At 71.8% G+C, this 26,535-nt stretch carries 21 protein-coding genes and 2 pseudogenes; 12 read left to right on the forward strand and 11 right to left on the reverse strand.

Going from position 1 to position 26,535, the window contains the following annotated elements:
* The first annotated feature begins 148 nt into the window (after window positions 1–148).
* Complete coding sequence (locus OIU81_RS33725; RefSeq protein WP_329153947.1) at window positions 149–2,080, forward strand: RiPP maturation radical SAM C-methyltransferase; 1,932 nt, start codon at window positions 149–151, stop codon at window positions 2,078–2,080.
* A gap of 22 nt (window positions 2,081–2,102) precedes the next feature.
* On the forward strand, window positions 2,103–2,771 hold the full coding sequence (locus OIU81_RS33730; RefSeq protein ID WP_329153949.1) for a DUF5825 family protein: 669 nt from the start codon (window positions 2,103–2,105) through the stop codon (window positions 2,769–2,771).
* Window positions 2,772–2,797: 26 nt separating this feature from the next.
* On the opposite strand, the gene OIU81_RS33735 is transcribed toward OIU81_RS33730, so the two are convergent.
* Entirely contained in the window at window positions 2,798–4,591 is a 1,794-nt protein-coding gene (locus tag OIU81_RS33735; protein ID WP_329153950.1) for an ATP-binding SpoIIE family protein phosphatase, read from the reverse strand.
* A gap of 47 nt (window positions 4,592–4,638) precedes the next feature.
* A complete protein-coding gene (locus OIU81_RS33740) occupies window positions 4,639–5,340 on the reverse strand; it encodes a class I SAM-dependent DNA methyltransferase (RefSeq protein WP_329153952.1) in 702 nt (233 codons plus the stop codon).
* 191 nt (window positions 5,341–5,531) lie between these two features.
* Between OIU81_RS33740 and OIU81_RS33745 the strand changes: the two genes are divergently transcribed.
* On the forward strand, window positions 5,532–6,374 hold the full coding sequence (locus OIU81_RS33745; protein ID WP_329153953.1) for a DUF1206 domain-containing protein: 843 nt from the start codon (window positions 5,532–5,534) through the stop codon (window positions 6,372–6,374).
* Between the two features lie 89 nt (window positions 6,375–6,463).
* Here the strand turns inward: OIU81_RS33745 and OIU81_RS33750 are convergent, their stop codons facing one another.
* The 5 genes and pseudogenes from OIU81_RS33750 to OIU81_RS33770 form a co-directional block, all read right to left on the reverse strand.
* Window positions 6,464–7,321 carry an RNA polymerase sigma factor SigF gene (locus OIU81_RS33750; protein ID WP_329155546.1) on the reverse strand — a complete coding sequence of 286 codons (858 nt, stop codon included), beginning with the start codon at window positions 7,319–7,321 and terminating at the stop codon, window positions 6,464–6,466.
* Window positions 7,322–7,411: 90 nt separating this feature from the next.
* Window positions 7,412–8,979: pseudogene (locus tag OIU81_RS33755) on the reverse strand (FMN-binding glutamate synthase family protein).
* Between the two features lie 52 nt (window positions 8,980–9,031).
* Window positions 9,032–9,448, reverse strand: coding sequence for an STAS domain-containing protein (locus OIU81_RS33760; RefSeq protein ID WP_329153955.1), 417 nt, complete (start codon window positions 9,446–9,448; stop codon window positions 9,032–9,034).
* Window positions 9,449–9,571: 123 nt separating this feature from the next.
* Window positions 9,572–10,099 carry a universal stress protein gene (locus OIU81_RS33765; protein ID WP_329153957.1) on the reverse strand — a complete coding sequence of 176 codons (528 nt, stop codon included), beginning with the start codon at window positions 10,097–10,099 and terminating at the stop codon, window positions 9,572–9,574.
* Between the two features lie 181 nt (window positions 10,100–10,280).
* Window positions 10,281–12,248: an amino acid transporter gene (locus tag OIU81_RS33770; protein WP_329153959.1), complete on the reverse strand. Its 1,968-nt coding sequence runs from the start codon at window positions 12,246–12,248 to the stop codon at window positions 10,281–10,283.
* Window positions 12,249–12,691: 443 nt separating this feature from the next.
* On the opposite strand from OIU81_RS33770, the gene ggt reads away from it, so the two are divergent.
* Window positions 12,692–14,536: a gamma-glutamyltransferase gene (gene ggt / locus OIU81_RS33775; RefSeq protein ID WP_329153960.1), complete on the forward strand. Its 1,845-nt coding sequence runs from the start codon at window positions 12,692–12,694 to the stop codon at window positions 14,534–14,536.
* 103 nt (window positions 14,537–14,639) lie between these two features.
* Here the strand turns inward: ggt and OIU81_RS33780 are convergent, their stop codons facing one another.
* Window positions 14,640–15,161, reverse strand: a complete 522-nt coding sequence (locus OIU81_RS33780) for a hypothetical protein (protein WP_329153961.1) — start codon at window positions 15,159–15,161, stop codon at window positions 14,640–14,642.
* A gap of 191 nt (window positions 15,162–15,352) precedes the next feature.
* Here OIU81_RS33780 and OIU81_RS33785 point away from each other — a divergent pair, with 191 nt between their 5' ends.
* From OIU81_RS33785 to OIU81_RS33805, 5 genes are all read left to right on the forward strand, one after another.
* Window positions 15,353–16,078 (forward strand): N-acyl homoserine lactonase family protein, encoded by a 726-nt coding sequence (locus OIU81_RS33785; RefSeq protein ID WP_329153962.1) that lies wholly within the window; start codon window positions 15,353–15,355, stop codon window positions 16,076–16,078.
* 157 nt (window positions 16,079–16,235) lie between these two features.
* On the forward strand, window positions 16,236–16,967 hold the full coding sequence (locus OIU81_RS33790; RefSeq protein ID WP_329153963.1) for a dienelactone hydrolase family protein: 732 nt from the start codon (window positions 16,236–16,238) through the stop codon (window positions 16,965–16,967).
* A 133-nt stretch (window positions 16,968–17,100) separates the two neighbouring features.
* The gene (locus OIU81_RS33795; protein ID WP_329153964.1) at window positions 17,101–17,538 is read left to right on the forward strand and encodes a DUF6153 family protein; all 438 of its coding nucleotides are present in this window, start codon (window positions 17,101–17,103) and stop codon (window positions 17,536–17,538) included.
* 91 nt (window positions 17,539–17,629) lie between these two features.
* Window positions 17,630–18,295 carry a DUF305 domain-containing protein gene (locus OIU81_RS33800; protein WP_329153965.1) on the forward strand — a complete coding sequence of 222 codons (666 nt, stop codon included), beginning with the start codon at window positions 17,630–17,632 and terminating at the stop codon, window positions 18,293–18,295.
* 156 nt (window positions 18,296–18,451) lie between these two features.
* Window positions 18,452–19,702, forward strand: a complete 1,251-nt coding sequence (locus OIU81_RS33805; protein WP_329153966.1) for a GNAT family N-acetyltransferase — start codon at window positions 18,452–18,454, stop codon at window positions 19,700–19,702.
* A gap of 123 nt (window positions 19,703–19,825) precedes the next feature.
* Here the strand turns inward: OIU81_RS33805 and OIU81_RS33810 are convergent, their stop codons facing one another.
* Together OIU81_RS33810 and OIU81_RS33815 are read right to left on the reverse strand one after the other, a co-directional pair.
* Window positions 19,826–21,286 (reverse strand): SulP family inorganic anion transporter, encoded by a 1,461-nt coding sequence (locus tag OIU81_RS33810; protein ID WP_329153967.1) that lies wholly within the window; start codon window positions 21,284–21,286, stop codon window positions 19,826–19,828.
* A 49-nt stretch (window positions 21,287–21,335) separates the two neighbouring features.
* Window positions 21,336–21,743, reverse strand: a pseudogene (locus OIU81_RS33815) (carbonic anhydrase).
* Between the two features lie 339 nt (window positions 21,744–22,082).
* Here OIU81_RS33815 and OIU81_RS33820 point away from each other — a divergent pair.
* From OIU81_RS33820 to OIU81_RS33830, 3 genes are read left to right on the forward strand one after another with little or no spacing between them, the layout of a single operon-like run.
* Window positions 22,083–22,598 carry a (2Fe-2S)-binding protein gene (locus tag OIU81_RS33820; protein ID WP_443074088.1) on the forward strand — a complete coding sequence of 172 codons (516 nt, stop codon included), beginning with the start codon at window positions 22,083–22,085 and terminating at the stop codon, window positions 22,596–22,598.
* Complete coding sequence (locus OIU81_RS33825; RefSeq protein ID WP_329153970.1) at window positions 22,585–23,574, forward strand: FAD binding domain-containing protein; 990 nt, start codon at window positions 22,585–22,587, stop codon at window positions 23,572–23,574. Before OIU81_RS33820 ends, OIU81_RS33825 begins: the two co-directional genes overlap by 14 nt.
* Window positions 23,571–25,778 (forward strand): xanthine dehydrogenase family protein molybdopterin-binding subunit, encoded by a 2,208-nt coding sequence (locus OIU81_RS33830; protein ID WP_329153972.1) that lies wholly within the window; start codon window positions 23,571–23,573, stop codon window positions 25,776–25,778. The genes OIU81_RS33825 and OIU81_RS33830 overlap by 4 nt, the downstream gene beginning before the upstream one ends.
* Window positions 25,779–25,808: 30 nt before the next feature.
* Here the strand turns inward: OIU81_RS33830 and OIU81_RS33835 are convergent, their stop codons facing one another.
* The gene (locus tag OIU81_RS33835; RefSeq protein WP_329153974.1) at window positions 25,809–26,435 is read right to left on the reverse strand and encodes a TetR/AcrR family transcriptional regulator; all 627 of its coding nucleotides are present in this window, start codon (window positions 26,433–26,435) and stop codon (window positions 25,809–25,811) included.
* Window positions 26,436–26,535: the final 100 nt, after the last annotated feature.

Raw genomic sequence — 26,535 nt, forward strand, 5'->3', positions numbered from 1 at the left:
GACCGTGCCGTTCCGCACCGCCGAGGACACCGAGGAGGACTGACCTCCCCGGCCGGCCCGGCGCCACCCGGGCCGGCCGGACCCGTGCACCGCACCGGCCGGCCGCCGGCCGTCTCCCGCCCCATCCGCCGCCGCACGTGGAGCCGCTATGCGCGTCCTGCTGGTCAACATGCCCTGGTCCCCGATCGATCTGCCCTCGCTCGCCCTCGGAATCCTGCGGCGCAGCGTCGACGAGCGCACCTCCGGGCACGCCGAGGTCCTGCACGCCAACCTGGAGTTCACCGACTGGATCACCCGGCGCTGCACCTTCACCGGGGAGGACTACCAGTTCTATGCGCTCTCCTCGTACTTCATGGGCTGCGGCGACTGGGTGTTCTCCTCCGCCCTCTACGACGATCCCGAGTGGCGCGCGGAGGAGTTCGCCACCTCCATGCGTGGCAAACTGCGCGCGGAACGACTGCGGATGTCCCATGAACTGCACCGCGTGGTACCGGAGTTCGTCCAGGAGATCGCCGAGCGGATCGTCGCGGCCGGCCCCGATGTCGTCGGCTTCACCTCCACCTTCCAGCAGAACACCGCCGCGCTGGCCGCCGCCAAGTACGTCAAACGCCTCGCCCCGCACATCAAGACCGTCATGGGCGGCGCCAACTGCGACGCCGAGCAGGGCGCCGCCGCGCACCGCAACTTCGCCTTCCTGGACTTCGTGGTCCGCGGCGAGGGCGAGGCCGCCTTCCCGCAGCTGCTGACCGCCCTCGACGAGGGCACCGAGCTGTCCGCCGTCCCCGGGCTCTGCCACCGGCAGCCCGACGGCACCAGCACGGCCAACCCGATGAGCACCAGCCCGCTGCCGCCCGCCACCATCCTCCCGCCCGACTACAGCGGCTACTTCGAGCGGCTGGCGTCGTCCGTGGCGCGCAACTGGGTGGAGCCCAAGCTCGTCGTCGAGGGGGCCCGCGGCTGCTGGTGGGGCGAGAAGCACCACTGCACCTTCTGCGGCCTCAACGGCTCCTTCATGCAGTTCCGCAGCAAGAGCCCCGACACCTTCTATGACGAGATCATGGACCTGGCCCGCCGCCACCGGGTGCTGGACATGTACCTCGTCGACAACATCCTCGACATGGGCTACCTCACCACCGTCCTGCCCCGCATCATCGACAGCGGCTACGACCTGCGGATGCACATCGAGATCAAGGCCAATATGCGCCGGGCCCAGCTGCGCACCCTCGCCGAGGCCGGAATGATCTACGTCCAGCCCGGCATCGAGAGCCTGAACAGCCGGGTGCTCGACCTGATGGACAAGGGCGTGAGCGGCTGTCAGAACGTCCGGATGCTGCGCGACGGAGCCGAGACCGGACTCTCCGTCTCCTGGAACTACCTCCACGGCTTCCCCGGCGAGACCGCCGCCGACTACGAACCCGTCATCGCCCAGATACCGGCCCTGGAACACCTCAACCCGCCGGTCGACCTGTCCGCCCGCATCGCCATCGAACGCTTCAGCCCCTACTTCAACCGGCCCGAACTCGGCTTCACCGGACTGCGCCCCGAGGAGCACTACCGCTTCACCTACGACCTGCCGGAGTCCGAACTGCTTGATCTGGCCTACGTCTTCGAGGCACCCGAACGCGGCATCACCGAGCCCACGGTCACCGCGCTCAACGAGGCCCTCGGCGCCTGGAAGAAACACCATGCGGACGCCCGGCTCACCCACGCCGACCTCGGCGACCGCATCGTGCTGGTCAGCCGCCGGCGCGCCTTCGACTGGGGCGTGAGGGAACTCACCGACCCCCTGGAGACCGCGGCCTTCCGCCTCCTGGACCAGCCGCACGCCCCCGCCGCCCTGACCCGCAAACTCGCCGCGCGGCTGCCGGACCACACCGTCGACGAGCCCGCCGTCCATGCCCTCCTCCAGCGCTGGGTGACGCTCGGGCTGGTCTTCACCGACGGCGGTCAGTACGTCCATCTCGCCCCCGCGGCCGTCAACGAGGACCTGCTGCGCCTCGACTTCATGCGCCACACCCATGCCGCCGCCGCCCCGCAGGAGCAGCCGGACGACACCGCCCGCACCGTCGCCCACGTCTGACGCCGGTCCCCGAGGAGACACCATGCACACCACCGCCACCCCCACCGGGCCCGCACTCAGCGCCTGGCGCGACTACGACGAGGCCGCCTGCACCCTGCCGGGCATGAGCCTCGGCGCCCTCGATCCGGGCGGCCCGCCGGAGGAGCAGGCCGGCCGGCTGTGGGAACTCGGGGTACGCCGGGTGCGGTTCGCCGAGGAGATCGACCTGGCCGCGGTCGACGAGCCCGGCGCCGCCGCCCGTGCGGTCCAACAGCTGTGCCTGATACGGGATCTGACGGCCCGTGCGGTCCTGGTGCAGTGGCAGCTGCGGCTGCCGGCCGACCCCGACGACGGCTGGCGCGACCTCAGCCACCTCCAGCCGCCCCGGACCCTCACCGGTCCCGCCGACCCGGCCGCCGCCCTCGCCCGGTGGCGCGACGAGCACTACCTCTGCAAATGCCTCTGGCGCCAGGGCCCGGGCTTCGTCCAGATCCGTGACCGGCGGTGGGGCGACCTGCGCCGCTTCACCGCGGACGAGCCCGCGTACCGGGAGGCGATCGGCCGGCTGGCCTATGGCGCCCCGCTGTCCGCGGTGCCCGAGTCCATCACCGCCGACTTCCTGGCGGAACGGCTGATCGCCCGCACCGGACCGCTGGTGTGGTGGCTGCCGTACCGGGTGAACCGGTGGATCCAGGAGGCGATGGCCATCTGAACCCGGGCGCGGCCCGTGGCCGGACGTTACGGTGCGCTGGGCTCGGGCTGTCCGCGCTCCTCGGGCATCTGCTGCTCGAACCAGACGACCTTGCCGGTGCTCAGCCGCGTCGCTCCCCAGCGCTGCGCCAGCTGGTTGACCAGGAACAGGCCGCGGCCGCCCTCGTCGCCCGACTGAGCGCGCCGCATCCGGGGCACCTGCGGGGAGTCGTCGCCCACTTCGCACCGCAGCACATCGGTGCGCAGCAGCCGCAGGGCGATCGGCCGCGACGCGTAGCGCACCGCGTTCGTCACCACCTCGCTGACCATGAGCTCGGTCGCGTCCAGCAGCGAGTCCAGACCCCAGCGCCGCAGCGCCCGGCGGGTCAGCTGCCGGGCCCGGCCCGCCGTCTGCGGCTGGGGGCTGAGGAACCAGTACGCGACGTTGAGCGGCGGGAACCCGTCGAACCGGGCGGCGAGCAGCGCCACATCGTCGTCCAGGCTCCCCGGGTCCAGGACGTTCAGTACCGCGTCGCAGAGCACGTCCAGCGGCGGGGAGCCGAGCATGTCGGCGGCGGCCTGCAGCCGGGCGCGCAGCAGTTCCACCCCCGCCCAGACATCCTGTTCCCGGGACTCGACGAGGCCGTCGGTGTACAGCAGCAGCGTCGCTCCGGTGGGTGCGGGCATCTCCACGGATTCGAAGGGCACGCCGCCCACCCCGATCGGCGCACCGGGCGGGATCTGGAGCACCTTCCCGAATCCGTCCGGGTGCAGCAGCAGCGGCGGCGGATGTCCCGCGTCGGCCATCAGCAGCCGCTGCGCGATCGGGTCGTAGACCGCGTAGAGCACGGTCGCCATGTGCGCGCTGCCCAGCCGCTGGGCCTGCTCGTCGAGATGGTGCAGCACCTCCTCCGGCGGCAGGTCGAGCCCGGCGAGGGTCTGCACGGTGGTGCGCAGCTGCCCCATGATCGCGGCGGAGGTCATGGAGTGCCCCATGACGTCGCCGACGACCAGCGCGACGCGGTTGCCGGGCAGCGGGATCGCGTCGTACCAGTCGCCGCCCACCTGGGAGGTGGCGGCAGCCGGCAGATACCGGCTGGCCAGCCGGACGCCGGTGGTCGTGGGGAGCGACGAGGGAAGCATTGTCAGCTGCAGCGCGTCGGCCATGGAGACCTCGCGGTCGTACACGATCGCCTTGTCGATGCCCAGCGCGGTGTGGGTGGCCAGCTGGGAGGCGACGAGCAGATCGTCGTCCGTGAAGGCGGGCCGGCCGGCCCCGCGCAGCAGGGCGACGGTGCCCAGGACGTGCCGGCGGCCGTACAGCGGGGCGAGGATCAGCCGCCGGCCCGGTGCCGGAGTCGCCGGCGGGCTCGTCACCGGCGCCAGTAGCGCGGTCACGGTGGGCCCGAGCCCGGGGGCGTCGCCGAACACGGGCCGCCCGGCCAGCAGTATCCCGACGAGCCGCCCGGTCACCGTCAGTGGTGCGAACTCGGCGTCCCCCGCGGGCGCCTCGGTGACTGAGGCCTTCGGCCCCTGGGCGATGCTGTGCAGCCGCAGGATGATCGGCTCGGCCGGCTGCGCTTCCCCGGTCGGCAGCGGATCCCGCAGATGGACGAGGAGCGTGTCGGCGAACGCGGGGATCGCGGCCCGGCACAGTTCCCCCAGCGTCTCGTCCCGGTCGCTGCCCCAGGCGATCCGCCGCGTCGCGGATTCGAGGTACCGCAGGCGGTCGGTCTGCGCCTCGGGGCCACGTTCCGCATCCCCCCGGGCACCCTCCGCAGACTCGTCCCCGGGCCCGGCGGAGAGCCTGCCGGGTCCTTGGCGGGGAGTGCGGGGCTCCATCACTCGTGGGTGTCCGTCCGGTGGGGGCCAGGAGGTGCGCGGCGGCCTCAGTCGCGCCGCCTGCAGTGGAGAAAGAGCTGTTCCTCGGGCGGTACGTCCGAGGTCGCGGGGGCGTAGGTGTACGAGGTCTCCTCGACGACCTCGAAGTCCGCCTCCTCGATGACCTTGCGCAGGTCCTCCCGCAGATAGCCGGACACCCGGATGGTGTTGCCGAGGAACGGGATCGTGAAGTAGTCCACGTCGGCCTCCACCATCGAGAGGGCGAACAGACCGCCGGGCACCAGCAGGTCGTGGATCGCGTGCAGCGCGGGCGGGATCTCGGCCCGCGGCAGCATCAGCAGGGTGAAGAAGGCCGCGACCGCGTCGAAGCGGCCCAGGCCGTCGGGGCCGCCGGGCGTCAGGTCGGCGATGTCCCGACGGTGGAACGTTGCATCGGGCACATACTTCCGGGCGAGGTCGATCATCCCGCGGGAGAGATCGACGCCGACCACCTCGCACCCCGCGTCCACCAGCTGCCGGGCGGTCGGCAGGCCCGTTCCGCAGCCCAGGTCCAGTACGCGGGAGCCGCCGGGCAGCGCGCCGATCAGCCACGCGCCGGCCGCCAGCTGCCCCTCCTTGAACGGGAACGCCTCGTCATAGCGGTCACCGATCGCATCGAACGCCTCGGCCTGCCCCTCGCGGTCGGGCCGTGCGCCCTCGGTGCCGGTCTCGTCGTCCTCGTAACCGGTCTCCAGGAATCCTTCGCTCACGAATTACGCCTCTTCACGTGCGTCTATTCGATTACCTCCATCATGCACCCCCTCCCTGCGCCGCTGCCCGTACGGACGGCGGACCGCGCACCGCCCGCATGCCGCCGGTGCGCGGCCGGGATTCGTGCCGCGGGCCCGGGGCAGACGGCGGTACATCCTCGACGGCGGGGCAGAGGCTTTCAGCAGGCGACATGGACGCGACAACCGCGATACCCGGTGCGGGCAGACGCCTGGCCCGGCGGGGTGCGCGCAGCACCGCGATCCGCACCGCGGCCCGCTGCGGATTCGCGGCACGGGGCGTGATCTACCTCCTCGTCGGCGTACTGGCCCTGCGGATCGCCTTCGGCGATTCCCATGAACAGGCGGACCGGGGCGGGGCGCTGGCAGAACTCGCCCCCCGGCCGTTCGGCAGCCCGCTGATATGGGCGCTCGGCCTCGGACTGGCGGGAATGGCGCTGTGGCGTCTCACGGAGGCGCTGATCGGCGCCTCGGGACCCGACGGGCACAAGCCCCACAAGCGGCTGCTGTCACTGGCCCGCTTCCTCTTCTACGCCACCGTGTCGTCCTCCGTCGTGGCGTTCGCCGCGGGCCGCAAGGGCGACGGAAGCGGGGCCGGCGACCGGCAGTCCCGGGACGCGACGGCCCGGGTGCTCGAACTTCCCGCCGGACCGTGGCTGGTGGCGGTCGCCGGGGTGGGCATCGCCGTCGCCGGGGTGTGGATCGCGGTGCGCGCCGTCCTCCGCAGGTTCCACAAGAACCTCCGGCGGGAGGGGATGTCGCGGCGCGGGCGGCAGGCCGTCGATGTGCTCGGCGTCGCGGGCGGCGCCGCCCGGGGCTGCGTGTTCGCCGCGGCCGGGGTGTTCGCCGTCCGCGCCGCGATCCACCACGACCCGGGGAGCGCCAAGGGCATGGACGACACGCTCCGCTCCTTCGCCGATACCTCGGCCGGCCCCTGGCTCCTGGTGGCGATCGCGGTGGGCCTCGCCCTGTTCGGTGCGTTCTCCCTCGCCATGGCCCGGTGGCGCCGGCTCTGACGGGACACGGCGGGAGAAAGCGGTACCGACGAACGGGGGCGGGCCCCGGCCATGGTGGCCGGGGCCCGCCCACGGAACGACGATCCCGCTCAGCGCTCGCTGAGCATGCCGGTGCGCAGCTTGGTCAGGGTGCGGGTGAGCAGACGCGAGACATGCATCTGGGAGACGCCCAGCTCCTCGCCGATCTGGGACTGGGTCATCTCCTGGCCGAAGCGCAGCTCGATCAGCTGACGCTCGCGCGCGTCGAGCTGCTGCAGCAGCGGCGCGAGGGTGTGGAGGTCCTCGACGGTTCCCATGGCCGGGTCCTCCTCGCCCAGGACGTCGGCCAGGGCGCGGCGCTGGTGGGAGGGGTCGGGGTCGGTGGGGGTGTCCAGCGAGCCGGCGGAGTAGCCGTTGGCCGCGACGATCCCCTCGATGACCTCGTCCTCCGACAGGTCGAGATGGGTGGCGAGCTCATGGACCGTCGGGTCGCGGTCGAGCCGGAGGTGAAGCGCTTCCTTGGCCTTCGCCAGATCGCTGCGCAGCTCCTGCAGCCGGCGCGGGACGTGCACCGCCCAGCCGGTGTCGCGGAAGAAGCGCTTGATCTCGCCGAGGATGTACGGCACGGCGAACGTGGAGAACTCGACCTCACGGGAGAGGTCGAAGCGGTCGATGGCCTTGATCAGTCCGATCGTGCCGACCTGGATGATGTCTTCCATGTCGTCGCCACGATTGCGGTAGCGACGCGCGACGTACCGCACCATCGACATGTTCATCTCGATGAGGGTGTTCCGCGCGTACTGGTACTCGTGCGTGCCCTCTTCGAGGAACCGCAGCCGATCGAAGAACTGCTTCGACAGCTCCCGCGCGTCCCTGGGGGCCACCGTGCTCGGGCACTCGACCGCCGGCAGTGCGGCGGCCAGGTCGGAGTGCTGCTCGGTAGTGGTGTCGTTCACGACGGTGGTCATCATGCCTCCCCGTGCGTCCGTCACACGCGAACGCACAGCGCCCGCCTACCCACCATGAACACTTCCATGCGTGTGACGTGCCCGTCACGATCACGCCTGGCCACCGAAGCGGTCGGGGTCGGCCGCCGCCCGGTCCGCGGCCCAGCCCTGCGGCGGGCCGGCCACCAACTCACCGGGGCGCAGCCAGTCGTAGAGCTCCTCGTACGACCGGACGGTGAGCGGATCGATCCGCCGCCGCAGCATCCAGGGCCGCAGGCCGTCCGGGTCCTGGACTCCCACGGAGCCCAGGATCTGCCGGGCGCTGTCCACGGTCGCCCGCTGGAACCGGTGCACGCGCGCGGACTTGTCACCGACGTCCAGGGCCCGGCCCCGGCGCGGGTCCTGGGTCGCCACACCGACGGGCAGGTGTGGGTGTGGCAGCGCTGTGCCTGGATGCAGCCGACGGCCATCATCATGGCGCGCGCCGCATTCGTGTAATCCGCGCCCTGCACCAGGCGCTTGACCATATCTGCGCCGGTGGCGACCTTTCCGCTCGCGCCGATTTGATGCGGTCGCGCAGTCCGCAGCCGACCAGCGCGTGGTGCACGGTGATCAGGCCTTCGGTCAGCGGGGCGCCGAGATGGTCGGCGAATTCCAGGGGAGCGGCCCGGTGCCGCCCTCCGCGCCGTCGACGACGAGGAAATCGGGGGTCACCCCCTCCGCCGGCCTGGCCTTGCAGACCGACAGGAACTCCCGCCTCGCACCGACGCACAGCTTGCATCCGGTCGGCTTGCCGCCCGCCGGCTCGCGCCTCCTCGCCAGGAAAAGAACCAGCTCACGCGGGGTGGCAAAGGTCCGGTGAGAGGGCGGGGAGATGATCGTCCGGCCTTGGGGCACCGCACGGATCCGGGCGATCTCGGCATTGACCTTGCTGCCGGGCAGCACGCCGCCGGTGCCGGGCCTGGCGCCCTGGGATCTCTTCAGCGAGAGGCACGTGATGCGCTCGTGCGCGGCCTTGTCGGCGAACTCGGACGGCGCGCATTCCCCGTCCTCGGTGCGGCATCCGAAAGAGCCGGTCCCGATCTCCCAGAGGAGATCGCCACCGTGCCGCAGGTGGTACTCGCACAGCCCGCCTTCGCCGGTGTCGTGGGCGAAACCACCCAGCGCCGCCCCTTTGTTCAACTTTGTTCCACGCGAACATGGTTGGCCGACAGCGCCCCGAAGCTCATCGCCGAGACGTTCAGCAACGCCATGTCATACGGCTGGGTGCAGTCGGGGCCGCCGGCCCGCACCGTGGGCGGCTGCCCGGGCACCGGCACGGGCGCCATGGACGCCACCAGATACTCGTACCCGGTGGCACAGACGTCCCGTTCGGTACCGAAGGGTTCCTCCGCGTCGACGCCCTTGGCGCGTTCCTACACCGGGCTGCGCACCTCACGGCCGAAGGGCCGGCCGTCGAAGTTGCGCTCGACGAAGTACTGCTGCCACTCCGGCCGGATCGCCTCCAGCGCGAAGCGCAGGTGCCCGAGGACCGGATAGTTGCGTAGCACGGAGTGCCTGCGCCGGGTCAGATCGGCCACCCCGAGAACGCCGAGCGCCAGGAAGAACCCGGCCGGCGGCCAGTACCAGGGCGACCACAGCACCGCGGCACCCACGAGGCCGGCGGCCAGGACCAGCAGGGCCCCACCGACAGTTGCCGCACCCGCCGCGCACCGGAGCCCATGCCCCCGCTCACCCCACGGCGTCCGGGCCGGCCTCCGGCCCGGACCCCGACGCCCGCGGCAGCGAGGCCGCCGCGATCGCGAAGAGCGCCTCCTCGGGGCTGGCGTGCACCGGCATGGACACACTGAGCCCGGTGAGGTCGAGCAGACGCAGGACCACGGGGGAGACCGCGGCCAGCCGCAGACTGCCCGCCACCCGCTTGGTGTCGTTGCCCGCACGGATGAGGACGTTCAGGCCGGAGGAATCCATGAACGGGACCGCCCGCAGATCGAGCACGAGATGCTGCCGGCCGTGCACGAGCTGATTGGCGAGCTGGTGGTGCAGCATGGTGCCGGTCTCCGCGTCGATATCCCCTTGGACGGCCACGACCGCCACCTGCGGATCGATGACGGACACCTCGACGCTCAACTCATCGGTGCTCACCATGCGCGCCTCATCCCTTCGCCACTGATCAACGGTGGCCCTCGTGTACCCACTCGGCCCCCCTTCAGTCGGGGTGGCGCACGGCGGGGTCGGGAGCGGCGGCGGCGCAGGTCGGGGGCGGGCCGTTCACTCCGCCAACTCCCTTGTGTCGAGCGGGAGTTTCCAGATGTTGCGGCGGTGTGCGGTCTCGAATGCGTGGTGCAGGGGAGAGGGCGGCACGGCCAGCACCGGGCAGCGGGCGCGCGCGAGGCAGTGGCGGGCGACGGAGGGCCACACGGCCCGCCGCAGCCTGCCGCGGGCGCCGGCCCCGACCACCAGGAGGTCGTCGCTCCGGTCGGCGGCCTCCAGCAGCACGGTGCCCGGCTTTCCGAGCACCACCAGGCACTCCAGGGGCACGCCGGGCCCGGCATCGCCGAAGGCGTCCTCCAGTGCGGTCAGCAGCCGCGTGCAGGCCATCCGGCGCCAGTCGGCCAACGGTGCCGGGCACGGCCCGCCGCGGTGCACGATGGTGCCGCCGGGCGGCTCCCAGGCCAGGACGGCCCGCAGCTCGGCACCGGTGCGACGGGCCTCGGCGGCGGCCCGGTGCAGCGCCGTCAGACTCCCCAGTGAACCGCTCACACCGGCCACGACGCGCCGACCGCCCGGTCTGTCCATGGGGCATGCTCCTTGTGCTGTGTTGTCCCTGCCTGCTTCCTCGCATTCATCGAACGACCGACGGCGGGGCGCAGGCGCGGCCTTGGCGTCTTCCTTACGCGGGGAACGGGGACCCTGACGGCACCATGACGGCCGTGGGCAGAGTGGGGCCGAGGCGGCGGCGGTGTGTGGGCGGGTGTGTTCAGCCGACGTGGACGCGGGGGCGGCGGGCCCGGTCGGGTTCGGCCTCGCGCAGGACCTCGCGGGTGACCGGGGCGACCTCGCCCTGGCCGAAGAGGAAGAAGCGCAGGAACTGGGCGAAGGGGTTGCCTTCGGTCCACTCGAAGTAGATGTGCGGCCGCTCTCCGGTGACATCGCGGACGTGCAGCAGCAGAGCGGCCAGCGCGTTGGAGACGGCGGGGCTCTCCAGGCAGAGCACACGGTAGCGGCCGTGCAGCACCTCGCCGCGTACGTGCAGTTCGCTCTCGAACTCGGACGGGTCGCCGACGGTGACCTCGACGAAGACGAAGTCCTCGGACGCCGGGATGTCGTTGTCCGTGCGGATCTGCTGGAGCTTGTCGCGGTACTCGGCGACATCGCGCCGGTCGGGCTCGTTCGCGATGAATCGGATCCTGCGCTGGGCGATGTCGCGGATGAACCGTTCCGCGATCCCGTCGAGCACGACGCTGGTCACCCGCAGCTCGAAGGCACGGGCGAGGCGCGAGAGGAACGACAGCAGGATGATGCCGGTGATGAAGCAGGCGCCGATCTTGACGCCGTCGGGGCGCTCGATGACGTTCGCGATCGTGGTGTACAGGAACACCACGGCGATCACGGCGAAGGCGATCCACCAGCCGTGCTCACGGGCGCGCCGGGCGGCGATGGTCACGGCGATGGCGGCGGAGCTGATCAGGACCAGGACACCGGTGGCGTAGGCGCCGCCCTGGGCGTCCACATCGGCGTCGAAGAGCCAGGTCACGAGGAACGCGACCAGGGTGAAGACCAGCACCATCGGCCGGACCGCCCGCGCCCAGTGGGGCGCCATCCCGTAGCGCGGCAGATACTGCGGCATCAGGTTGAGCAGTCCGGCCATGGCCGAGGCGCCGGCGAACCACAGGATGGCGATGGTGGACACGTCGTAGACGGTGCCGAAGGCGGAGCCCAGATACTCGTGGGCGAGATAGGCCAGGGCGCGCCCATTGGCCGAACCCCCGGGCTGGAACGCCTCCTTGGGGATCAGCAGGGTGGTCACGAAACTGGTGATGATCAGGAAGACGCTCATGATCACGGCAGCCGTGGTGAGCAGCTTCTTCGCGCCCCGGATCCGCCCCGCGGGCCGTTCCTCGGTGTCGTCGGGGTCGCCCTCGATATGGGGCATGACCGCCACCCCGGTCTCGAACCCGGACAGGCCCAGCGCCAGCTTCGGGAAGACCAGCAGCGCCACACCGACCATCGCCAGCACGTTGCCGTGCTCGGCGGTCAGCGCCTGGGACCAGTCGGGAATGAGGTGCGCGGCGGTGACCACATGCCACAGCCCCACGGCGACCACGACCACGTTGAGCCCCAGATAGAGGGCCACGAGGGCGACCGCCACCCCGATCGCCTCCAGGAACCCCTTGAGGAACACCGCGCCGAGCAGGGCGATCAGGACCAGCGTGATCACCACCTCCCGGCCGTGCAGGACGCTGCTGACGTGTGGGTTCTCCACCAGGTGGGTGGCCGCGTCGGCCGCCGACAGGGTGATGGTGATGAGGAAGTCGGTGGCGGCGAAGCCCAGCAGGGTCAGGACGAACAGCTTGCCCTTCCAGAAGGACAGCAGCCGCTCCAGCATCGCGATCGAACCCTGGCCGTGCGGGCTCTCCCTGGCCACCCTCCGGTACACCGGCAGCGCCCCGGCGAGCGTCACCACGACCAGGACGAGGGTGGCGACCGGTGACAGCAGCCCCGCGGCCAGGGCGGCGATGCCCGGCTGATAGCCGAGGGTGGAGAAGTAGTCCACTCCGGTCAGGCACATCACGCGCCACCACCGCTGTCCCCGGTCGGCGCGCTGCGGGGCGGCGTGCGGGCCGGGATGGTGCTTGGCCATATCGGCCAGCCCCTCCAGCATCCACGCCCGGAAGCGATGCCGCACTGCGGTCCTGGACGAACCGGCAGGGGCGGAGGCGGCCATCGTGTGCTCCTGTCGTATCGCTGTCGTACCGCGAAAGGATCAAGCCATCGACGCGACGGCCAGGTCAGCGTACGCATCCGCGGCCCGCTCGCCGGGGTGTCGCCGCCGTGGCGGCCGCGTGTCCACCGGAGTGGGGGCAGGGCTCCGGTGGCACAGGTGATCGCGCGGCGGAGCCGGCAACGGGCCATGGGGGTCGTCAACGGACCGTCGGAGTCGTCAACGGGCGTTGGAGGGCCCGCAGTTGTCCGTTCGCGTGCCCCGGCCCACGCCTCCGCCCCCGCCTGCGAGCCGGACCGGCGCGCCTTCTCCCGCCCTGGCTGGTTACTGAGTGGAAACCTCAGATCTCACGCAAACCTTGCAGCTCAGCGTTGATCCGCCACCCGAACGGTGCCAGGGTTTCGGGAATTCTCCTGCACGCCACCTCAGCGAATCCTGGAGGCCGTATGGCTGTCCGTCGTGCCGCTGTCGCCGCCGCGTCCGCGGCAGCGCTCAGTCTTTCCCTGCTGGCCACGTCCTGCACCACCAACGGGACTGCGGCCGCCGCCGCATCCGCGCCGTCGGCGCCCGCGAAGCAGGCGGTCGCCACCGGCAGCGGCGGCGCGGTGTCCAGCGTCAACCCCTATGCCTCCCGTGCGGGGCTGGAGGTGCTGCGCAAGGGAGGCAACGCCGTGGACGCGGCGGTGGCCACCGCCGCAGCCCTCGGCGTGGTCGAGCCCTACTCCGCGGGAGTGGGGGGCGGCGGCTACCTGGTCTACTACGACGCCAAGGCCAAGAAGGTACGCACCATCGACGGGCGGGAGACCGCACCGGCCACCATGCGCGCGGACTCGTTCCGCGACCCCAAGACCGGCAAGCCGCTGCCCACCGAGGACGCGATCAACTCGGGGCTGTCGGTCGGTATCCCCGGCACGCCGGCCACCTGGGACACGGCGCTCAAGGACTGGGGCACGGTCTCCTTGTCCAAGGCCCTGAGCCCGGCCACCCGGATCGCCGACGACGGCTTCGTGGTCAACAAGGAGTTCCGGGCCCAGACGGCCATGAACGAGAAGCGCTTCCGCGACATCAAGTCCACCACGGACCTGTTCCTGCCCAAGGGCAAGCTCCCGGTCGTCGGCTCACGCTTCCGCAACCCGGACCTCGCCCGGACCTACCGGCAGCTCGCCGGTGAGGGCGTCGGTGCGCTCTACCACGGCGGCATAGGCCGCGATGTGGTGCGGACCGTCCAGAAGCCGCCGGTGGCCTCCGGCGCCCAGCACAAGGCCCGGCCCGGCCTGATGAAGCAGGGCGACCTGGCCCGCTACACCACCGAACGCCGGGACCCGACCCGGACCACGTACCACGGGCTGGACGTCTACTCCATGGCCCCGTCCTCGGCGGGCGGCACCACGGTCGGTGAGGCGCTGAACATCCTGGAGAACTTCCACCTCTCCAAGGCCGACAAGACGCAGGCCCTGCACCACTATCTGGAGGCCAGCCGGATCTCCTTCGCCGACCGCAACCGCTGGGTGGGCGACCCGGCGTCCTCGGACGTGCCCACCAAGCCCCTGCTCTCCAAGGAGTTCGCCAAGAGCCGGGCCTGCCTGATCCGTTCCGACAAGGCACTGACCAGCCCGCTGGCTCCCGCGGACCCCCGACACCCGGACTCCGGCTGCACGCGGAAGACCGGGAACAAGCAACCGCACGAGGGACCGTCGACCACCCACCTGGTCACCGCCGACCGCTGGGGCAATGTCGTCTCCTACACCCTGACGATCGAGCAGACCGGTGGCTCGGCCATCACCGTGCCCGGCCGCGGATTCCTGCTCAACAACGAGCTGACCGACTTCGACTTCGCGCCGCTGACCAAGGGGACGCCGGACCCGAACCTGCCGGGCCCGGGCAAGCGTCCGCGCAGCAGCATGTCGCCGACGATCGTCCTGCGGGACGGCAAGCCGATGATCGCCGTCGGTTCGCCGGGCGGCGCCACGATCATCACGACCGTGCTGCAGACCCTGGTCAACCGCCTGGACCTCGGCATGTCACTGCCGGCGGCGGTCGCCGCGCCACGTCTCTCGCAGCGCAACGCGGCGCAGACGGAAGCCGAACCGGCCTTCTTCGACACTCCGGAGCGCAAGAAGCTGGAGGCGATGGGGCACCGGTTCGTCCTGGCGCCGAAGGCCTTCACGCCGTCACCGGAGATCGGGGCGGTGGCCGCGCTGGAGTTCCTGCCCCGCGGCAAGATCACCGCGGTGGCCGAACCCAAGCGCCGCGGCGGCGGGTCGGCCATGGTGCTCCACGACTCCCGCTGACGTCCGGCCGTTCCCCGCTGCGTCCCGTCGCCCCCGCCGCTGTGTGAAGCGGCGGGGGCGACGCCGCGTTCCGGGGCGTGGGACGACTCCCGCCCACCCCGGGTCACACCTTGGTCGGCTGCGGACCGGTCACGCCTCCTGGCTCCCGTGCGACGGCCCGCCGGCGCACCAGGACGTTCTGCGTCCCCAGGCCGATCGCCAGGTACGCATACAGCGACACGGTGCCCAGCACCCCGGCCCCGGCCGCATGGTCGATCCACCGGCCCAGCCCGTAGTGCGTCACCACCGACGCCACCCAGAGCCCGGTGGTGGCCGCCGTCCCCTTGCGCAGCACCTCGTCCCGGCTGCCGTGCCACACCCGTACGGTCCGTGCCCGGGCCGCACCGAAGCCCGCCGCGAGAGCCAGACTCACCACCAGGAGGACGACGGACAGGGCGCTGAGCGGATGGTCCTTGCGGACCGACGCGACACCGAAGGCGATCCCCACGACGCCCAGGACGCCGAGGAGGGCCGGGGTGACCAGCGACCCGGTGCGTCGCACCGGCCGGGTACGCAACTGCTGCCGCACCACCAGCCCGACGACCACGGCCATGACGAGTGCGGACCCGCCGTTCGTACTCAGCACAGCTGCCAACCCCCCGTTACGGCACTGCACTTGGACGGCAGTGCACCAGTGCCCCATTGTGCGGGAACGGTCCCGGCGCCCGCGCCCGCGGGGCGGCTGCCGCGCCTCCTCCTCCCTCGCCGCGGTGCACTCATGTCCGCCGTCGGCGGAACGGCCGGCCGACCGGCGTGACGGACTGTCAGGATGACCCGATGGCACACGACACTGCGGTACGCCGACTCGACCTGGGATATTTCATCCGGCCCGCCTCGGAGACCGGCGGCCCGCTCCCGCGCGTGGAGCCCGCTCTGGCCTACCTGGTCCGGCACGATCGGGGACTGCTCCTCTTCGACACCGGTATCGGCCACGCCGGCCCCGAGACCGAGGCGCACTACCGCCCCCGGCGCCGCGCGCTGCGGGACGCCCTCTCGGCGGCCGGCGCCACCCTCGCCGACATCTCCCTGGTGGTGAACTGCCACCTCCACTTCGATCACTGCGGAGGCAATCCCCTGCTGGGCGGCAAGCCGATCCTGGTGCAGGACGTGGAGCTGGCCACCGCCCGCCGGGGCGACTACACGGTCGATGACCTCATCGACTTCCCCGGCGCCTCCTACGAGGAACTCTCCGGCGAGGCCGAGGTCCGGCCGGGCATCTGGATCGTCCCGACACCCGGCCACACCGAAGGACACCAGTCCCTCGTGGTCCGCCGCGGCGACGGCACCGTGATCCTCGCCGGCCAGGCCCACGACCGTGCGTCCGACTTCGCCGCGGACCACCTCGCCCATCGCGCCGCACAGGACGGTGCGGACGTACCGCCTCCCGCCCACCGCTGGTGGGACCGCCTCGCCGACTTCGACCCACGGCGTGTGCTCTTCGCCCATGACGGTGCCCTTTGGGAACCGCCGGCCGGCAACTCGTCCCGTGTCAGGCAACGTTGACCCTGTCGGGTGCAGCTCTTGTGATACGTTCGGCGCCGCCGTGCGCCGCTGCGAACTGAGGAGGTGAGACCGATCAACGCTGTGACAGGTCGGGGCTCCCTCCCGCGCAGGGTCTGGGGAGTGCCCGCAGAAGGCATCCCGAAAGGCTTGCAACACTATGCGCTTCACCTCCCAGACGTCGTCCGACGGCGTCCGCGAACAGCTCTTCACCCTCGGTGAGATTCCCGGCGTGCTGTGGACGCCAGAAGGTGCCGCCGGTACTCGTCCCCTGATCCTGATGGGACACGGCGGCTGCCAGCACAAGAAGGCCCCCGGAATGGTGGCCCGTGCGCGCTGCTTCGTAGCCGAAGGTGACTTCGCGGTCGCGGCGCTCGACGTGCCCGGCCATGGCGACCGGCCGAAGGAGAAAGAGTACGACCGGATCGCGACCGAGAACCAGGCTCGCGTGGAGGCCGGAGAGGAACTGGCCCCGCTGATCGCTGATTTCCAGATGCTGGTAGCTCGCCAGACCGTCCCGGAATGGCGAGCGTTCCTGGGCGCGGTCCAGGAACTCGATCACGTCGGCACCGGCCCGGTGGGCTATTGGGGTGTGTCGTTGGGTTGTGGACTTGGTGTTCCGTTCGTTGCCGCCGAGCCCCGGGTCCGCGCCGCGGTGCTGGGCTTGGGCGGGGCGGCGGCATCGGCCGAGGCCGCCGCGCGGATCACCGTCCCGGTGCAGTTCCTGGTGCAGTGGGACGATGAGCGGGTGCCGCGGGCCCAGAGCCTGGCACTGTTCGACGCCTTGGCCTCGGCCGAGAAGACGCTGCACGCCAACCCCGGCAAGCACGGGGAGATCCCGGAATTCGAGCTGGACAGCACGCTACGGTTCTTTGCCCGGCACCTCGGCTGACACCGCCGCTCCCGGCCGCCCAGGCCCGCAGGCCCCCCCCGAAGCGCGACTCGATCCGTCGGCTTGGGTACGCTCCTTTCCGGGAGGTCCGGCGGCGGTGAACACGAGACGGTGCGTGCGAGCAGGGGGCGCCATGGCGCGTCTGCTGCTGGTCGTGGTGCTCGCGTTCGGTGTCTTCGTGATGCACACGGTCGGCCATCCCGATGGGGCCGCGGGCCCCGGTGCGCATGCCACGGCCCAGGGCCACACCACCGGCATGGCGGCGATGACGGGAACATCCGCCGTCGCCGACACCCCGACGCAGCAGGGGGCGCCCGCCCACTCCGCGGACCGGGGGACGCCCGCCGCACCGTCCCCGCACTACACCCCCGGGCCCGGCACAGGTATGAACATGGCCTCGCTGTGCATGGCGGTGCTCGGCACCTGGGCGCTCATGATGCTGCTGGGCGCGGCGCTCACCCGGACCCCGGGATGGGTGGCGGACCTCCTCGCGAAGGCCGTCGTCCTGCTGCGGCCCAACCCACCGCCGGCCCCTCCCGATCTCACCCGGTTGTCCGTTCTGCGGATCTAGGCCGACCCGACTCGCGGCCGCGCACTGCGCGCGGTCCGCGACGCCGCGAACGCCAGACATCCGCACCATCGACAACATGAGGTGTATCCACATGAGTTCCGTCCAGCACGCCGTCCGACGTCCCCGCAACCGCCGCCTCGCGGCCGTCGGGGTCATCGCTTCGGGGGCTCTGTTGCTCGCCGGGTGCGGCAGCGACGACTCGAAGACCACGGGCCGGGGGAGCAGCCACGCACCCACCGCCGCGCAGAAGGCCGGGGCGAACCCTGCCCCGGGGGCGTCCAACGACGCGGACATCACCTTCGCGCAGAGCATGATCCCGCACCACCAGCAGGCCGTCGCCATGGCCCGACTGGCCGACGGCCGGGCCTCCGACACGGAGATCAAGTCCCTGGCGGCGGCGATCGAGAAGGCCCAGGGCCCCGAGATCACGACCATGCGGGCGTGGCTCAAGGCGTGGGGCGCACCGGCGTCGTCCGCGCACGACATGCCCGGCATGGACCACGGCGCCGGAGGCATGGACGGCATGTCCGGGATGATGTCCGCGAAGGACATGACGGACCTCAAGGCCGCCCGGGGCAAGGACTTCGACAAGAAGTTCGCGCGGATGATGATCGGCCATCACAACGGTGCGGTCACCATGGCCAGGGACGAGCGGCGCAACGGCCGTAATGCGACGGCCAAGAAGCTCGCCGGTGACGTCATCAAGCACCAGACCGCCGAGGTCGCGACGATGCGCACGATCCTCGACCGGCTCTGATTCCGCTCCGCACGCGTACCCCGTTGCGGGCCTGTCGTCGGCAGGCCCGCAACGGCCCCGCGGATGCCGAGCCGCGCCCGTTGGCCGGCCCCGGCTCGGCCCGCCGCCCGGGAAATTCCCTCGCGCCCGTGCCGCCCCATCGACTACACAGGCCCCGTGCCCCATTCCTTTCCCCTTCGCCCCGTCACGGATGCCGAGTTCGCGACCTGGGCCCGCGTCATCGCCGACACCTACGGCGAGGACCGGTCCGACGAAGACCTCGCCCGTGAACGCGACACCATCGAACTGGACCGCACCCTCGCGGCATTCGACGGCGACAATCCCGTGGCCGGGACCGCGGCCTGCACCCGCTCGCTGACGGTGCCCGGCGCCGTGCTGCCGGTGGCGGGTGTCACCTGGGTCGGCGTGGCCCCCACCCATCGCCGCCGCGGCATCCTCACCTCGATGACGCGCAGACAGCTCACCGAACTGCACGAGGGCGGCCGCGAGCCGATCGCCGTCCTCCGTCCCGCCGAGGCCGGCATCTACGGCCGGTTCGGCTACGGCCCGTCGTCGCGTGGGGCACAACTGCGCGGCGACAAGCGCGCCATGGACTTCCGTCCCGGCACGGATTTCGGGGCGGGACACATCCGGCTGCTGGAGCGCGCGACGGCCCGTCCGCAGATCGAGGCGGTGTACGAGCGGGTGCGCCTCCTCACGGTCAGCTGGCCCGGCCGTACCGCCCGCCTGTGGGACGTCCGCCTCCATGACGAGCCGCAGGCGCGGGACGGAGCCGGCGCCCTGCGGTACGCCGTGCACCGGGAACCCGACGGCCGGGCAACGGGGTACGCCCTCTACCGGCTCACAAGCGAACGGGACAGCTTCGGCGCGAACGCCGGCGTCGTGCAGGTCGTGGAGCTGGCGGCGGTCTCCCGGACGGCGTACGCCGCGCTGTGGCGCTTCCTCGCCGGGATCGACCTGGTGCCGTGGATCGCGTACGAGGCGGCGGTGGACGAGGCCCTGCCGCACCTGCTGACCGACCCCCGGACGGTACGTTCCAGCGAGGTGGACCGCCTGTGGGTACGGCTCGTCGACGTCGACCGCGCGCTGGCGGGGCGCCGGTACAGCACGGCGCTGGAGGTGGTCCTGGACGTCCAGGACAGCTTCTGCCCGTGGAACGCCGGCCGTTACCGGTTGCAGGCGGACGGCGACGCGGCCCGCTGTGAGCGCACGTCCGCCGCCCCCGACCTGCGGCTCACCTCGGCCGAGCTGGGGGCGGCCTACCTCGGCGGCACCACCCTCACCGCCCTCGCCGGCGCGGGACTCGTCGAAGAACTCCGGCCGGGCGCACTGGCACACGCCTCCACCGCCTTCCGCGGCGCCCGGGAGCCCTTCTACCCCGGAGGCTGGGCCTTCCCCGCCTACTGAGCATCCGGGCGACGGGCGACGGGCGACGGGCGACGGACGCGGAGTCGGACGACGACGGGCCCGACGTCGGACGACGACGGGCCCAGGCGTCAACTCATGCCGTATCAGAGGGAGTTCATCGGTTCACCGGTTCACCGGTTCCTTGACGATGTGCGCTTCCGGGCCCGACCGGTTGTGCCGCTCGGTCCAGGCCGCCAGTGCCGTCGTGCAGGCGTGGTCGAGGTGGCGGACGCCGGACAGCTCGAGTTCCACCGGCCGGTCCGACGGCAGCTCCTCCAGGGTGTCGAGGATCCGCGGCAGCCGGAGGAAGGTGGCATTGCCGCTCAGCGAGACGGTGATCGGGCCGGTGCCGGTGTCCCGCGTGCGGATCCGCAGATGCGAGGTCTCCCAGGCCGACTTGGCCACGGAGAGGGCGAGACCGATCAGCACCCCCTCGAACATGTTCACCAGGAGGATCGCCAGCGCGGTGACGACCAGGACGACCGCCTCGGAGCGGTGCTCGCGCCACATGGCGGGGATCCGGCCCAGCGGCAGCAGCTTCCAGCCCGCGTGGACCAGCACACCGGCCAGCGCCGCCATGGGGATGACGGACAGGACGAAGGGGAGCAGCGCGGCGAACAGCAGCAGCCACACCCCGTGCAGCACCCGGGACGCCTTGGTGCGTGCTCCGGCGTCGACATTGGCCGAGCTGCGGACGATGACCGCTGCCAGCGGAAGCGCACCCAGGATGCCGCACAGGGTGTTGCCCGCTCCCTGGGCCATCAGTTCCTTGTCGTAGTCGGTCCGCGGGCCACTGTTCAGCCGGTCCACGGCCGCGGCGCTGAAGAGACTCTCCGCCGAGGCGATCAGGGCGATGGCCACCACGCTCCCCAGGACCCCGGCCTGTGCCAGCTGCCCGAAGTCCCCCGGACCGACCAGGTGCACGGAGTCCAGGAGCCCGCGGACCTGTACCTTCTGCACCTTCAGGCCGAGGAGCGCCGAGGCGCCGGTGGCCAGGGCGACGGCCACCAGCGGGCCGGGCACCGCGCGCAGGGTCCGCGGCGCCCGGCGCCACAGCACCATGACCGCGATCGTCGCGGCACCGATCGCCGGCGCGGACAGGGCCTGCGGGGACTGGAACACCCCGGCCACCAGCCCCGGTATGGCGGTGATCTTGCCGAGTCCGCTCGCCGGGGCCGTCCGGTCGGCCAGGGCGTACAACTGGCCCGCGATGATGACCAGTCCCACGCCGGCGAGCATCCCCTCCACCACGGAGACCGACACCGCCCGGAACCACCGGCCCCAGCGCAGCGCGCCCAGCAGCACCTGGAGCAGGCCGGCGGCGATGACGATGACACCGAGCGTCGCGACGCCGTAGGTCTTGACGGCCTCGAAGACCAGAACGGTCAGCGAGGCGGTCGGGCCGCTGACCTGCAGGCTGCTGCCGGGCAGCAGCCCGACGACGAGACCGCCGACGATGCCGGTGAGCAGACCGGCCTCGGCGGGCAGGCCGGAGGCCACCGCCACGCCGACACTCATGGGAAGAGCGACCAGAAGGACGACGACGGATGCGCCGAGGTCGCGTCCGGGAGCAGGGGGAAGCATCAGAACCTTTCGTCGGTGTGGCGAGGGGGAACGCGGTGCCGCGGCACGCTCACAGGGGCCCGAACACGTCCTGGCCGGCGCGACGGGCGGTGACCCGGCCGGTGTGGACCTCGTAGCACCAGCGTGGATCTGCAGCGGACGGTCCGCGGCGCGGGCCGCCACGCACGGATAGCCGCGCAGCCGCTCGATCTGGGTCAGGACATGGGAGAACCTGGACGGCGTACTCGATCGTGGCGGCCTCGCCCGAGTACCGCTCGGCGTCGTAGGCCGGCACAATGCCGCCGGCGGTGCGGAGTTCGAACAATTCCCCGGGCCCGGCGCCGGTGAACAGCGAGGGAATGACCCGGGAATCCGAGCAGGTGAGGAAGAGCGCTTGCGGTGCCTGTCCGTCCGCTAATTGACGGAACTCCTCGGCCCGCTCGCCGAATCTCCTGGCGTGTTCCATGAGCAGTTGCACGTCGGCCGGCTCCTTCGGTCTGTCGACACGCGGGACGGGCCGCCGGTGGTCCGGCGGCCGTGTTCAGGACCGTGTCAGAGCCCACCTGAAGCCCAGCTGAAGTCCGTTCCGCCCCGCGCCAACCGGCTCGTGCACATGGTGCCGCCGTGCGCCGCCGGACGTACCGTGGGAAGAGTTCGCTGATTTCCTGCGGCGTGCACCGGCTCATGTGCGGTCCGGGTGCCGTCCGTCAGGGAACGGGGATTTCGCGGATTTCCCGGCCGCGTGAACGGTGGGCATTCGGGGTGCTGCACCGCGTGCACGCAGTCACAGGGCGAGGCGGCGCTCGGAGGGTGCCTGATGGTGGACGTGACCGATGCGGAAAGCGCCGCAGATCCCGCTGACAGGGTGGTCACCCTCGTGGTGAACGGGCGGGCGTACACGGTGGGCCTGGATCCGCGGGTGACCCTGCTGGATGCGCTGCGTGACCATCTGGGGCTGATGGGCACGAAGAAGGGCTGTGACCAGGGGGCGTGCGGGGCGTGCACGGTGCATGTCGACGGGAAGCGGGTGCTGGCGTGCCTGTCGCTGGCGGCCCAGTGCGAGGGGCGTGCCGTGACGACCATCGAGGGGATCGGCGGCCCGGACGGGATGCATCCGCTGCAGTCGGCCTTCATGGACCACGACGGGTTCCAGTGCGGCTTTTGCACTCCGGGTCAGATCATGTCCGCGGTGGCCCTGCTCAAGGAGGGGCGAGCCGGTTCGGACGAGGAGATCCGCGAGTTCATGAGCGGTAATCTGTGCCGCTGCGGTGCCTATCCGCACATGGTGGCCGCCATCCGCGAGGTGGCGGGTGGTGGCGATGCGCGCACTTGAGTATGTGCGGGCGGCGGATGCCGCTGAGGCCGTGGAGCTGGTCTCCGGCGATCCGCGGGCCGCGTTTCTCGCGGGCGGCACGACACAGCTCGATCTGATGAAGGACGGGGTGCTCAACCCGGGACTTCTGGTGGACATCACACGGCTGCCGCTGCGGGGCATCGAGCCCCAAGGCGAGGTGCTGCAGGTGGGGGCACTGGTCACGATGGAGGAGCTGGCGGCGGACCCGGTGCTCGCACAACGGGCTCCCGTCGTCCGGGAGGCACTGCTGGCGGGGGCGTCGACACAACTGCGGAACATGGCGACGATCGGGGGAAATCTGCTCCAGCGCCCGCGGTGCCGCTACTTCCGCGACCCCGCTGTGCCGCGGTGCAACAAGCGTGAGCCCGGCTCGGGGTGTGCGGCGGTGGACGGTACGGCGCGGATGCACGCGATCCTCGGGGTGAGCGAGCGGTGCATCGCCGTGCACGCCTCCGACCTCGCGGTGGCGCTGGTGGCACTGGACGCCGTGGTGCAAGTCCAGGGGCTGTCGGGCCGCCGGGAGGTGCCTTTGACGGAGTTCTACCGGACCGCGGCGCAGAGCCCGGAGTCGGAAAACGTCCTGGCGCACGGGGAGTTGATCACCGGTGTGGAGGTGCCGCTGCCGCCGGCCGGGACGCCGTCGGGCTATCTGAAGGTGCGCGACCGGGCGTCGTACGAATTCGCCCTGACCTCCGCGGCGGTGGCGCTGGTGGTGTCCGGCGGGGTGATCCGGCACGCCCGGGTGGGCCTGGGCGGTGTGGCCTCCGCACCCTGGCGGGCCCGGGATGCGGAACGGGAACTGAGGGACGCGCCGGCCACCCTTGACACCTTTCGCCGGGCGGCGGCACGGGCCGTGGAGGGGGCCTGGACGGTCCCCGGAACGGCGTTCAAGGTCGAGCTGGCGCAGCGCACGCTGGTCCGTGCGCTGCGGACGGTGGCAGGAGTGGCGGCATGAGGACGCTCGAGAGCGCTCCGGTGGTCGGCGCCGGGGTCAACCGTGTGGACGGTCCGCGCAAGGTCACCGGTGCGGCGCCCTATCCGATGGACTTCGGCTTCCCGGGACAGGCTTACGGCGCGCTGGTGCAGAGCACCATCGCGGCGGGCCGGATCGTGCGGATGGTCACCGCGGCCGCCGAGGCGGCTCCTGGCGTGCTCACCGTGCTGACGCACGCCACCATGCCCCGACTTGCGCGGGGGCCGATGACGGCCATCGGCGCCTCCCCTCCCGCCCCGATGCAGGACGACCGGATTCTGCACCACGGCCAGCACATCGCGCTGGTGGTCGCCCGTACCCAGGAACAGGCCACCGCCGCCGCCCGGCTGGTGTCGGCCGAGTACCAGTGCACCGAGCCGCTGCTGGACGTGCTGGACCCGCGGGCGCCACAGGTCGACGACCCGTGGGGGATGGACCACAGTCGGGGCGACATCGACGCCGCCCTGGCGTCGGCCGAGTTCGCCGTCGAGGCGACCTACACGACGCCGGACCACACCAACAATCCGCTGGGGCCGTTCGCGACCCTCGCGGCCTGGGACGGGGACCGCCTGACCGTGCACGACACCACCCAGTGGCCGTCGCTGGTGCGCACCACGCTGGCCGCGGTCTTCGAGGTGCCCGACAGCGCGGTGCGGGTGCTGGTGCCGTACGTGGGTGGCGGGTTCGGCGCCGGTCTGCGGGTGTGGCCGCATGTCATCCTGACCGTCGCCGCCGCCCGGCTGCTGCGCCGGCCGGTCAAGATGGTGCTCACCCGCCCGCAGATGTTCACGTCGGTGGGGCATCGCCCCAAGAGCGTCCAGCGGATCACCCTCGGCGCCACCCGCAGCGGAGAGCTGGTGGGCATCGACCACCGTGGCATCTCCCCGGTGGCGAGGGAGGACGACGACTTCGAGCCGCTCGCGGCAGGGTCGGGGGACGCCTACCGGTGCCCGAACGTCTTCACCCAGGACCGTCAGGCCCGGCTGCACCTCCCCGATCCGACCTCCATGCGCGCCCCCGGCGAGGCCCAGGGCAATTTCGCACGGGAATCGGCTCTTGACGAACTGTCCTATGTGCTGGGAATGGATCCGCTCGACCTGCGGATGCGCAACTACGCGGAGGTGCACCCGCGGCTGGGCCTGCCCTGGTCCGGCAAGGCGCTGCGCGAGTGCTACGAGGTGGGCGCGGAGCGGTTCGGCTGGGCGGCCCGCGACCCCGAACCGCGCTCCATGCGGGAGGGCGACTGGCTCGTCGGGTACGGCATGGCCGGCGTCAGCTATCCCTGGTACGCGAGCGACTGCCGGGCCCAGGCCACGGTCAGCCTCGACGGAAGCGCGCTGGTCCGCAGTGCCGCGGCCGACATCGGCACCGGCACGTACACGGTGATGACGCAGCTGTCCGCGGAGTGTCTGGGCCTCGCGCCGGACCGGGTCCGCTTCGATCTGGGCGACTCGGACATGCCCGTCGCACCGGCGGCCGGCGGTTCCGGACTGACCGCCTCGCTCGGCAACGCGGTCTTCGACGCGTGCCGACAGCTGATCGGTCTGTTCGTCGGCCTCGCCGGCAAGGACGAGGACTCCCCGCTGTACGGTGCCACGCCCGGCACGGTGGAGGTCACCGGCGGGCGCGTCCACCTGGCCGGGCAGCCGGCGCACGGGGAGTCGTACGCGGACATCCTCCGCAGACACGGACTGCCGGAGCTGACGGCCCACGGCTCCAGCACCCCGGCCTCCCAGGACGAGCTGGGCATGGCCCTGTCGGGAGCGTTCGGCGCCAAGTTCGTCGAGGTCCGGGTGGACGCCGACCTGGGTCTGATCCGCGTCGCCCGGGTCGTGTCGGCGATCGACGGCGGCCGCATCCTCAACGAGAAGACCAGCCGCAGCCAGATCGTCGGCGGCACGGTCGGCGGTATCGGCATGGCGCTGTTCGAGGAGACGGTCACCGACGCCCCCAGCGGACGCATCGCCAACGCCACGTTCGCCGACTACCTCATCCCCGTCAACGCGGACATCCCCGAGATCGACGTGGTGTTCGTCGGCGCACCGGACCGCGGCAGCCCCATCGGCACCAAGGGAGTGGGCGAGATCGGCCTCGTCGGCATCGCGGCCGCGGTGGCCAACGGCGTCTACCACGCGACGGGGAAGCGCATCCGCTCGCTGCCCCTCACGCTCGACGCGCTGGTGTGAGCGCGCCCGCCCGGACCGGGCGCCGCCGGGCTACGCCTCCGGGGCGATGAGGCCGCGGAGCAGGGGAGCCGCGAGCCGCACGATGTCCTCCACGTCGGCCTCGGCCAGGTCGGGCAGGTGCAGCAGATGACGCTGCGAGGCGATGCCCATCATCATCGCGCCGAACAGCGCCGCGCGCAGCCGTGCGTCCGGGCCGTCGAGGGTGGCGGCGAGATGATCGGTCACCTCCGCGGTCACGTGCCGGCGCAGCAGCTCCGCGGCCTCCTCACTCGTCATGCTGGTCCGCAGGAGCACCGCCATCGGACTGTCCCGATCCGCCGCCCAGTTGTCCAGCATGGCGCGCAGCCGGTTCTCCACCACCTGGCCGGGGTCGTCGGAGGTGAGTGCGTCGTGCGGGATGTGCCAGCGCACGGCCTCGCGGAACAGCTCCTGCTTGCTGCCGAAATACTGCATGACGGAGGACTTGTCGACATCGGCCTCGGCCGCGATGGCACGGATGGTGGCGCGCTCGTAGCCGACCTCCGCGAACCTGCGCCGCGCGGCCGCCAGGATGCGCCGACGTGTGCGTTCGCCCTTCCGCTCCGGAAGGGCTGCCTCCGCGGACGGGCCGCGCGGCCCGGTCTGTTGCGGCGCGGCCCGTCCGGGCGCATTCGTCACTGCATCGGCGCAGGCCACAGTCGGTCCCCTTTCCGGTGCCGGGACCCGATGCTACAAGCACCTGCCCGCGGCACCGGGGCCTCGGGCTGCGACGGTCGCC

Source organism: Streptomyces sp. NBC_01454 (assembly GCF_036227565.1).
GTDB lineage: Bacteria > Actinomycetota > Actinomycetes > Streptomycetales > Streptomycetaceae > Streptomyces.

What these genes read in the sequence shown, in the direction of transcription:
- OIU81_RS33725 (WP_329153947.1), top strand. Translation starts at nt 149, where the DNA reads ATGCGCGTCCTGCTGGTCAACATGCCCTGGTCCCCGATCGATCTGCCC.
- OIU81_RS33730 (WP_329153949.1), top strand. Translation starts at nt 2,103, where the DNA reads ATGCACACCACCGCCACCCCCACCGGGCCCGCACTCAGCGCCTGGCGC.
- OIU81_RS33735 (WP_329153950.1), bottom strand. Translation starts at nt 4,591, where the DNA reads ATGGAGCCCCGCACTCCCCGCCAAGGACCCGGCAGGCTCTCCGCCGGG.
- OIU81_RS33745 (WP_329153953.1), top strand. Translation starts at nt 5,532, where the DNA reads ATGGACGCGACAACCGCGATACCCGGTGCGGGCAGACGCCTGGCCCGG.
- OIU81_RS33750 (WP_329155546.1), bottom strand. Translation starts at nt 7,321, where the DNA reads ATGACCACCGTCGTGAACGACACCACTACCGAGCAGCACTCCGACCTG.
- OIU81_RS33760 (WP_329153955.1), bottom strand. Translation starts at nt 9,448, where the DNA reads ATGGTGAGCACCGATGAGTTGAGCGTCGAGGTGTCCGTCATCGATCCG.
- OIU81_RS33765 (WP_329153957.1), bottom strand. Translation starts at nt 10,099, where the DNA reads ATGGACAGACCGGGCGGTCGGCGCGTCGTGGCCGGTGTGAGCGGTTCA.
- OIU81_RS33770 (WP_329153959.1), bottom strand. Translation starts at nt 12,248, where the DNA reads ATGGCCGCCTCCGCCCCTGCCGGTTCGTCCAGGACCGCAGTGCGGCAT.
- ggt (WP_329153960.1), top strand. Translation starts at nt 12,692, where the DNA reads ATGGCTGTCCGTCGTGCCGCTGTCGCCGCCGCGTCCGCGGCAGCGCTC.
- OIU81_RS33785 (WP_329153962.1), top strand. Translation starts at nt 15,353, where the DNA reads ATGGCACACGACACTGCGGTACGCCGACTCGACCTGGGATATTTCATC.
- OIU81_RS33790 (WP_329153963.1), top strand. Translation starts at nt 16,236, where the DNA reads ATGCGCTTCACCTCCCAGACGTCGTCCGACGGCGTCCGCGAACAGCTC.
- OIU81_RS33795 (WP_329153964.1), top strand. Translation starts at nt 17,101, where the DNA reads ATGGCGCGTCTGCTGCTGGTCGTGGTGCTCGCGTTCGGTGTCTTCGTG.
- OIU81_RS33800 (WP_329153965.1), top strand. Translation starts at nt 17,630, where the DNA reads ATGAGTTCCGTCCAGCACGCCGTCCGACGTCCCCGCAACCGCCGCCTC.
- OIU81_RS33810 (WP_329153967.1), bottom strand. Translation starts at nt 21,286, where the DNA reads ATGCTTCCCCCTGCTCCCGGACGCGACCTCGGCGCATCCGTCGTCGTC.
- OIU81_RS33820 (WP_443074088.1), top strand. Translation starts at nt 22,083, where the DNA reads ATGGTGGACGTGACCGATGCGGAAAGCGCCGCAGATCCCGCTGACAGG.
- OIU81_RS33825 (WP_329153970.1), top strand. Translation starts at nt 22,585, where the DNA reads ATGCGCGCACTTGAGTATGTGCGGGCGGCGGATGCCGCTGAGGCCGTG.
- OIU81_RS33830 (WP_329153972.1), top strand. Translation starts at nt 23,571, where the DNA reads ATGAGGACGCTCGAGAGCGCTCCGGTGGTCGGCGCCGGGGTCAACCGT.